This is a genomic window from Streptococcus sp. 3613 (assembly GCF_013277375.1).
GTDB classification, from domain to species: Bacteria; Bacillota; Bacilli; order Lactobacillales; family Streptococcaceae; genus Streptococcus; species Streptococcus pseudopneumoniae.
Map to the genome: position 1 here is coordinate 1 of NZ_VMMV01000041.1, position 8,245 is coordinate 8,245.

Genomic DNA, 8,245 nt, shown 5'->3' on the forward strand with positions numbered 1-8,245 from the left:
TGCTTAATTTCATTATAAAGTTTTTAGTTCAAAATAGCAAGTTAAAGGAATAAATAATTCTTTATGGTAATAAACAAAAAAAAAAGTTAAAAATTACATAAAAATACTTGACTAAATAAAATATATCTGTTAGAATAAAAAAGAAAGGGGTTTCATTGCATGAGAAAAAACGTGGAATTAAAAAATTAGTTACATTTGCATTGCTAGGTGTTTTTATGTTTAGTAATACAATTCCTTACCAACAGTTTATTCAGAAGAATAAACAATTGGAGATTCGAGTGCAATCGCAAAAGAAGTCCAATGGTCTTGATGTTGGGAAGGCTGATTAGTTGATTAAATGATGAAAATACTATTAACTATATAGTATTTCTGTTTTATCTAATTTTTAATTAGAAAGAAGGGATTCCGATGTACTAGGGTATGATTTGTTGATATTTCTAAATGCAGTCATTGTTATTGTTAGATTTTAAGTGAAAGAAATGAGGGCTTTACGATGAAGAAAAGCATAAAAAAAATAATTACAACATCTTTACTTGCACTGACTTTAGCTGGTGCAGGTGGTTCGATTGTTTCAGCTGCAACAGTTTGGTATAAAGGTACTGCAGTTTATTGGGATTATGGTCGTACTGCTGGCCTTTGGAGCTATTCAAATGTTCAGTCTAGTGTTTACGAACACTCAGCAACTGCTAACGGGGCATTCTCAGGCTGGCAATCACCTGGAGTAGAAGCACGTGTTTCTAAATTCATCGGAACTGCTACAGCTGAATGTTACTGGAATTGTAGGTAAGTACCTATGACATACAAAAACATGTTATTAGGTAAAATGAAATACTTAATCCTGTTTTTGATTGCCATCCAGAGTGTCTTACTTGCTCTGGTGGCAATTTTTTTAGCAGGTTTACAGTATCAACAGTCATGGCAGAGTTATAATCATCATTCCGAAACTGTAACAGTTTATCTTCAGAAGTTAACAGAAGAGCAATCACAAGATGTATTTAATTATTTTTTAGAACAGAGTGACTTGTCCATATGGACAAAACGTTCTGAAAGTAGTGATACAGGAGAAGGTCTAAATAGGATTTATATAGACATCCTTGGCAGCTCTGCTGGTTTTTCAGATTTTGAAAGTACGGGTAAAATAGTAGTCTCACAACAACAATTTGCAGATTTATTATCTCATAGTGATAATAGTATGACTATTGGACTTGACAAAGGCTCAAATAATATGCTTTACGAGCTTCCAGATTTATTATTTAGCACACCTGTAGTCATTGAACGATTAGATTATACTTTTCAAAACACTAATACGATCAATGGGATATACCATATCAATGGTCTCCACGATGCTGTCTCAAGAGATAACTTTCTGTTGCATCTTTCAAAGATGTCAGGTATTTCTGTTGAGGATTTGACAAAAGAAAGTTTTGGAAGTAGTACTGATCAGGGAATTTGGGGAATAATACTTGCTATCAGCATCTTAGTAAATGCCTTCATTTTACTGATTCTATTCTTAATCTGTGTTCTTCAATCCTTTAAACATTTCGGAACATTGATTCTTTTAGGATGGGATAGAAAAGAATTATGGTCTGCTTTTTTCAAAAATTCTCTACTATTTTCAATCTACATTATTCCAATTATCTCTTTATGTAGTTGGTTGTTGTCAGGCTGGTCTAGTTTTGGTTTATCATCGTTTATTCTAGTTTTTGCTGGAGTCAGCCTCTCAGTCTTGTTGCTACTATTGATATTCATTATTCCAACGATTATTGTTTATTCGGTTTCTCCATTAGCCGCAATTCATAAACGATTACCAATGAAGCCTTTAATGGTAACCTGCTTGTTATTCTATACCTTGGTAGCTGGTTTGTTAATCGCAGTCAGTTACTCTTTAGATGCTCCAACGAATCAGTTTATTGATAATATGAAAGTATCTAGGGAGTGGAAAAATGTTGAAGATATGTACGTTATCTCCAGCTTTGTTGAGGGAGATGATGTAGGTACATATGCAGGAACTACAAATTCCCTTGAGCGTAGTATGTATAACTTTTACCAGCGTATATCTGAGCTTCCAGGTGTCTATATTGCCCAAGGAAAATTTCTTAATCAGGAGTACCTTGATGCAGTCTATGGGACATACCAACATGTCCCTAAAAAACCATTTTGGTATTTGAAATTCTCCTATAATTACCTGCAAGAGTTAGGTATTCCCCTAAGTGATGAGGAGTTGCTAGAGATGAGGAATGGTACTCGACTTTATCTTCTACCTAACACGCTCAATACAGAAGAACTTGAGGCGATGAAGGCTTATTTACAGGAAAGTGTCACTGTAAAACCGGGAGATTTACAAACTAATTTCACAGAAAATCCGAAATTTATGTTCAAGGTTTACCAACCGTCTCGACCAATATTTACTTGGTCAGATTCCATTTCTTATGGTACAACTAGTGAGAATCCAGTTATTTTTGTCTCAACACCAGAGAATCTATATTTCATGGAGTCGGCAAACTTAGTTGTCAGCGGCTATAATGGTCTTTTGAAGATTCGTGATAGGGAAACAATGGAACAGGTAGTGTCCGTTTTAGAAACAGAATTTCCAGATTTAACGGATAATCGGTTGAGTTTTACAACTGTCAAGAACTTTATCAATGGTCTTCAAAAAGATCTGAGTTATACATTTTATCTTTTCGGCACGATTATAGCGATTATCATCATTACGATGATGGCTATTTTCTGGAGTTTTGTCTTAATGTACCGCTTGTTATTTGAAGAAAAATTGTATGTTCAATACTTTATGGGATTCTCACCATGGAAAAGATATATTGGTGTGGTTTCTCTCATTATTAGTTTTTCTGTGATGGAACTAATCGTTTCTATCTTGGTGGGTTCTAAGTTGGGAATAGTCATGACACTAGCTACATTTGCTTTTCAGATAATGCTTCTTTACTTCAGTTTGTTCCGTAAAGAAGGAGAGAGTATCATACAATCATTTAAGGAGTAATCTCATGTCTAGAATTTCAGTACAAAATGTATCAAAACAATTTGGTTCAAGAGAAATTTTCAAAGACTTAAGCTTTGATATTGAGGAAAATGAATTTGTAGCTTTAGTAGGACCTTCTGGTTCTGGAAAATCGACTATCCTCAATATGATTGGACTATTGGATACTGTTGACAGTGGTAAAATCCTAATCAACGGAAAAGTTTTGCCTAAGGTAAATTCGCAATCAGCAGTTCATTATCGAAGGAATGTCATCAACTATCTTTTTCAATCCAATGCACTCATTTCTACATCTAGTGTGAAAGATAACCTGATGCTTGCCATGACTTTTTCGAATTTCTCTAGACAGGAGAAAGAGCAGAGAATCAAGGAAACGCTAGAATTTGTTGGTCTACAAAATCGGTTAAATAGTAAAGTCAATGAATTATCGGGAGGTGAACAGCAGAGAATTGCGATTGTGAGAGCTATTTTAAAGCCCGGAGATATTGTCCTAGCAGATGAACCAACCGGATCGTTAGATCCTGAAATGTCTCAAAAAGCATTCGATTTGATTCGAACTTTGAGAGATCAATTTGGTAAAACAATTTTGATTGTTACGCATAACATGGAGCAAGCACGGCAATGTGATAGGATCATTTCACTGGAGTAGGTTCTTGTAAATTAACTCAAGCATTATTAGCACTTGATACGGTTACTTCTGAACCCGTTTCAAAAGAAAACTATCTTTATTCCATGTTATTTTGAGAAAGATATTGTGAAAGTCAAATATGATGATAAAGTTGAGTGGAATTTGTTAGAATTTCAAAAATTTAGAGCATTTTTGGCTTAGTAATATGTGTTGAAAGCTCAAAATCTATGGTAAAAAGTAGCTTTGAAAACGTATTGCCTCCAAAGATTTAGTTAAATAATGATTTAACACAAAAAGAAATTATTGAAGTTCTGGAAAGATGTTGTTTCAGTATTGAGAAAAGGTGGGAAAAACTTGCGATTTTCACAGAGAAAGGAAGAAAAAGTATAGAAATATAGTCAAATGGAGATGTTTGATAAAATGCTTTCATAGCTAACCAACTGTTGAAAATTATGAGTGACAAAATCTAAAGTATTTAAGATTGGTTTATAAAATTAGGTCTCTGTCTGTAGAAAGGAACGTGCAGTTAGAAAGGAGGAAAAAATAGGATACTATAATTCAGACTGAGATTTCTAATTAAAATATGTAGTTGCATTTCGCTCATTTTCATAATATTTCATTCAGAGGAGGAATAATATGTTAAAATTTAGAAAAGTAGTTGCATCATCCCTTGCCGTTTTGGCATTTAGTTTGGCTCTTCCTGTTTTGGCAGTTTCTCACCGTGGTGGCGAGTGGACCTATGGAGGCCATCATGATCCATATAATTGGGGAGCATTTTCGAATTATTATCATGGTTCACAGTATCACTGGGCCTATGTTGGAAGTAATGAACGTGACAATCAAAAAACAGTTTATGCAGGAGCACGTAGTGCGGCCTATGCGTTTGTTAATACAAATTTTGGGGAGCAAATTACATTTGATGCGGGATGGTAAAGAATAATTGAAGAAGATTCTTTTATCAATAGTTTAGTAAGCTTGTTAGTTTATAGAGGGCAGGGGTATTTCTGCCCTCTGTTTTAGAATAAGGAATGCACTATGAAAAAATTATTTATACTCATATCCAACCTGCTTGCTAGTTTGTTCTTTGTTTGGGTATTTACCATTTGGACTGATACATATGTCTCCCGTTACTACCCCAACGTTGTTGTACGTGATTCTTCCCCTGAAACAACTTTTCAGCATATTGCTACACGCTTAGAAAAACTAGCAGAAGAAACGGATAGCTTTATTGCGATTCAACACCAAGATCCTAACTCAGAAGGTACTACAGTTTTTTCTTATACGACCTTTGGGGACGGAAAGTTGCCTGATGGGCTTCAGGAAAAAAAACTAGAAGATGCTCAAAGTAGTAGTGTTGAAACAAACTATTTTGTATTCGGTGGACACCTAGATATTCACTTGCTAAGGGAGGAGCTAAGTCAACTTGGCTTGACTAACATGCACCTGACAATTCCATCTAAACTATCTACGTTAATGGCTATCTTTAGTAACGGATTTCAGTTAATCAGTCTATTGATTTTCATCTTAACCTTTGTAGCACTGACTTTAATTAGTCAAATTAGCCAATTACGGTCGTCGGGCATTCGCCTCATTTCAGGAGAGAAACGGTGGTCCATTTTCCTTAGACCAGTTGGTGAGGATTTGAAAGGGATAGCTGTTGGTTTCAGTTTAGCTGGCTTGCTCGCCATTCTTATGCAAAAAATTCTGTCGCTTCCAACGCAATCCCTAATGACCATAGGAGAAGGCTTGCTCAGTTATAATCTCATCTTGTTGTCGATCTCCCTGTTTTTCGCTCAACTCTTCGCAGTTGGGATAAAAAAGATACACCTGATGCAGATTATAAAAGGGCAAGTGCCTGTCAGAGGAATCATTAGTTTGATTTTAATCGGTCAACTATTAGCGATTATTATTGTAACGCTGGGAATAGGGAGTAGCTTAAAGTATTCCCAAGCCTGGCAACAGCATCGGATTGGACAAGAGGCTTGGAGTCAGGAAAGACAACTGATTACCCTATCAATCAGCCGTGAAGGAACGAGTCCTGGTTTTGATGAACAAGCTCAAAGGAAACTCAGAACTTGGTATCAATTGATGGATCTGGCTGTTTCAGAACAAAAGGCTTTCTTATCTAGACACCAGTTAATTGACCGTACTTTGCAAAATGGCATGGCTTCCTCCAAAAACTTGACAACCTCTACAGAATGGTACGATTACAGCCCGAATGGCAATGTCCTTATCGTCACACCGCAATACTTGGAGCGTCAAAACATTCCTGTAGATACAACTATTGAGCAAAAGATGAATCACCTTGATGTAGGGGAGTTTGTCTTATTGCTGCCTGAACACCTCCGTTCAGAGGAAGAACATTATAAATCTGTTTTTGAAGACGACTTAACCAGTCGCATGTCTAGTCAAGATGAACGACAGCAAATGACTGCTACGGTAGGTTATTTAGAATCAGGTCAGGATCGTTTTGTATATAATACGACCCCTATTTCTTACCAACAATTTTTGAAAGATCCAATCATCATTGTTATAACACCCCAATCAACTGGTCCACAGTCCATTTTGTTTTGGATAGACGCAGTACAGAACTACATTCTCTTTAATCAATTGTCTGATGCCCAGGAGCTTATCCAGAGACAAGGCATTGAAAATTGGGTCTCAGAAATGCAAACAGGTTACCATAACTACATCACATTATTGGATAATATCCAGAGGGAACGTTGGGTAATGCTAGCAGGAGCTGTGCTTGGGATTGCAACTTCAATCTTGTTGTTTAACACTATGAATAGGCTCTACTTTGAAGAATTTAGACGTGCCATTTTTATCAAACGCATTGCAGGTCTCAGGTTCTTAGAAATCCATCACACTTATCTCTTTGCTCAACTGGGTGTGTTTTTACTGGGATTTATTGCGAGTGTATTTCTTATGGTAGAGATAGTAGTTGCTTTCTTAGTCTTGTTACTCTTTACTGGTCTATCTCTTTTACAGTTACATGTCCAAATGCAGAAAGAAAACAAGATGTCCATGCTTGTTTTGAAGGGAGGTTAATATGATTGAACTTAAACAGGTGAGTAAATCTTTTGGAGAACGAGAGTTATTTTCGAATCTTTCAATGACATTTGAGGCTGGAAAAGTCTATGCCTTAATTGGTTCAAGTGGTAGCGGAAAAACAACCTTGATGAACATGATTGGGAAATTAGAATCTTATGATGGGACGATTTTTTACCGAGGTAAAGACTTGGCCAATTATAAATCGAGTGATTTTTTCCGTCACGAATTGGGCTACCTCTTCCAGAACTTTGGCTTAATTGAAAACCAAAGTATTGAAGAAAACCTTAAGCTAGGTCTCATTGGTCAAAAGTTGAGTCGGTCGGAACAGCGGTTGAGGCAGAAGCAGGCTTTAGAACAGGTCGGCCTGGCTTATCTTGACCTAGATAAGCGCATCTTTGAGTTATCGGGCGGAGAATCGCAACGGGTTGCCTTGGCAAAAATTATCTTAAAGAATCCACCCTTTATTCTGGCAGATGAGCCAACAGCTTCAATAGACCCAGCAACCTCTCAGTTGATTATGGAGATTTTGCTATCTCTTCGAGATGATAATAGGCTAATCATTATCGCAACACATAATCCGGCAATTTGGGAGATGGCTGATGAAGTGTTCACGATGGATCGTCTGAAATAAAAATCCTTGTTTTTAATTGCACGATGAGTTATCGAAATATTATCATGAATCAATAATTGGAGTTAATTTAGAATTGTACTTTATGAATATTGAGGTAACTTTTTCTTGATAAAGGAAGAAATAGTGGAGAGAAAGTTAGAATGAAAAAATTCGACAATTATATTATTGAGAAGCCTTGCGATTCTAATTCAGATAAACTGCAAAAAATCTTAATAATTGAAAGTTTGGTAGATGATATTTTGCAATTTTCTCTCAGAATCAAAAATAGTGTAGGAGAGATTTTCCTCCTACAACCGTTTCAAAAGAAAACTATCTTTATTCCATGTTATTTTGAGGAAGATATTGTGAAAGTCAAAGATGATGATGAAGTTGAGTGGCATTTGTTAGAATTTCAAAAATTTAGAGCATTTTTGGCTTAGTAATATGTGTTGAAAGCTCAAAATCTATGGTAAAAAGTAGCTTTGAAAACGTATTACCTCCAAAGATTTAGTTAAATAATGATTTAACACAAAAAGAAATTATTGAAGTTCTGGAAAGATGTTGTTTCAGTATTGAGAAAAGGTGGGAAAAACTTGCGATTTTCACAGAGAAAGGATTGTTATAAATCTTGCATAGCTCTCTTGCTTCTATATAATAATTTTTGACTTGTTCTTTGCCAAGGAATTGTGTTCCACAATTTCCAACGAGAACGAGCAGGGGAGCTAGTTGGTAACTTGTTTGCCTCTCTTTGTTTACAGAGTTCGATAGTCTCAAGAGCTTCTTGGATGGCTTCATTATATTTTTCCTTTGATACTAGGTAGTGAGCGTAATTGTAACGAACTCTGATGTAGCCAAATAAAAACTCTTGATGCTCAAAATTTTTTGTCTGATATAACTCCATCAAATGAGAGTAGTTTGCCTCATATTCTTGTTCACGACCCTCTAAGGAATAGAAATTAGA

At 35.9% G+C, this 8,245-nt stretch carries 8 protein-coding genes and 1 pseudogene; 8 read left to right on the forward strand and 1 reads right to left on the reverse strand.

Going from position 1 to position 8,245, the window contains the following annotated elements; genetic code table 11:
- Positions 1–155: 155 nt before the first annotated feature.
- The 8 genes from HT708_RS12145 to HT708_RS12320 all read left to right on the forward strand — a co-directional run bounded on the left by HT708_RS12145 (position 156) and on the right by HT708_RS12320 (position 7,724).
- Complete coding sequence (locus tag HT708_RS12145; RefSeq protein ID WP_000544605.1) at positions 156–329, forward strand: PhrA family quorum-sensing system peptide; 174 nt, start codon at positions 156–158, stop codon at positions 327–329.
- A gap of 164 nt (positions 330–493) precedes the next feature.
- Positions 494–787: a hypothetical protein gene (locus tag HT708_RS05265; protein ID WP_000748217.1), complete on the forward strand. Its 294-nt coding sequence runs from the start codon at positions 494–496 to the stop codon at positions 785–787.
- 6 nt (positions 788–793) lie between these two features.
- Positions 794–2,995 (forward strand): ABC transporter permease, encoded by a 2,202-nt coding sequence (locus HT708_RS05270; protein WP_000221426.1) that lies wholly within the window; start codon positions 794–796, stop codon positions 2,993–2,995.
- Positions 2,996–2,999: 4 nt separating this feature from the next.
- Positions 3,000–3,641: an ATP-binding cassette domain-containing protein gene (locus tag HT708_RS05275; protein WP_000087002.1), complete on the forward strand. Its 642-nt coding sequence runs from the start codon at positions 3,000–3,002 to the stop codon at positions 3,639–3,641.
- A gap of 615 nt (positions 3,642–4,256) precedes the next feature.
- A complete protein-coding gene (locus HT708_RS05280) occupies positions 4,257–4,553 on the forward strand; it encodes a lactococcin 972 family bacteriocin (protein ID WP_023941708.1) in 297 nt (98 codons plus the stop codon).
- Between the two features lie 102 nt (positions 4,554–4,655).
- A complete protein-coding gene (locus HT708_RS05285) occupies positions 4,656–6,671 on the forward strand; it encodes a DUF1430 domain-containing protein (RefSeq protein WP_023941706.1) in 2,016 nt (671 codons plus the stop codon).
- A 1-nt stretch (position 6,672) separates the two neighbouring features.
- Positions 6,673–7,305 carry an ABC transporter ATP-binding protein gene (locus HT708_RS05290; protein WP_000571433.1) on the forward strand — a complete coding sequence of 211 codons (633 nt, stop codon included), beginning with the start codon at positions 6,673–6,675 and terminating at the stop codon, positions 7,303–7,305.
- Positions 7,306–7,445: 140 nt separating this feature from the next.
- Entirely contained in the window at positions 7,446–7,724 is a 279-nt protein-coding gene (locus HT708_RS12320) for a hypothetical protein (protein WP_000712965.1), read from the forward strand.
- Between the two features lie 67 nt (positions 7,725–7,791).
- Here the strand turns inward: HT708_RS12320 and HT708_RS05300 are convergent.
- Positions 7,792–8,245: pseudogene (locus tag HT708_RS05300) on the reverse strand (XRE family transcriptional regulator); the annotation flags it as partial.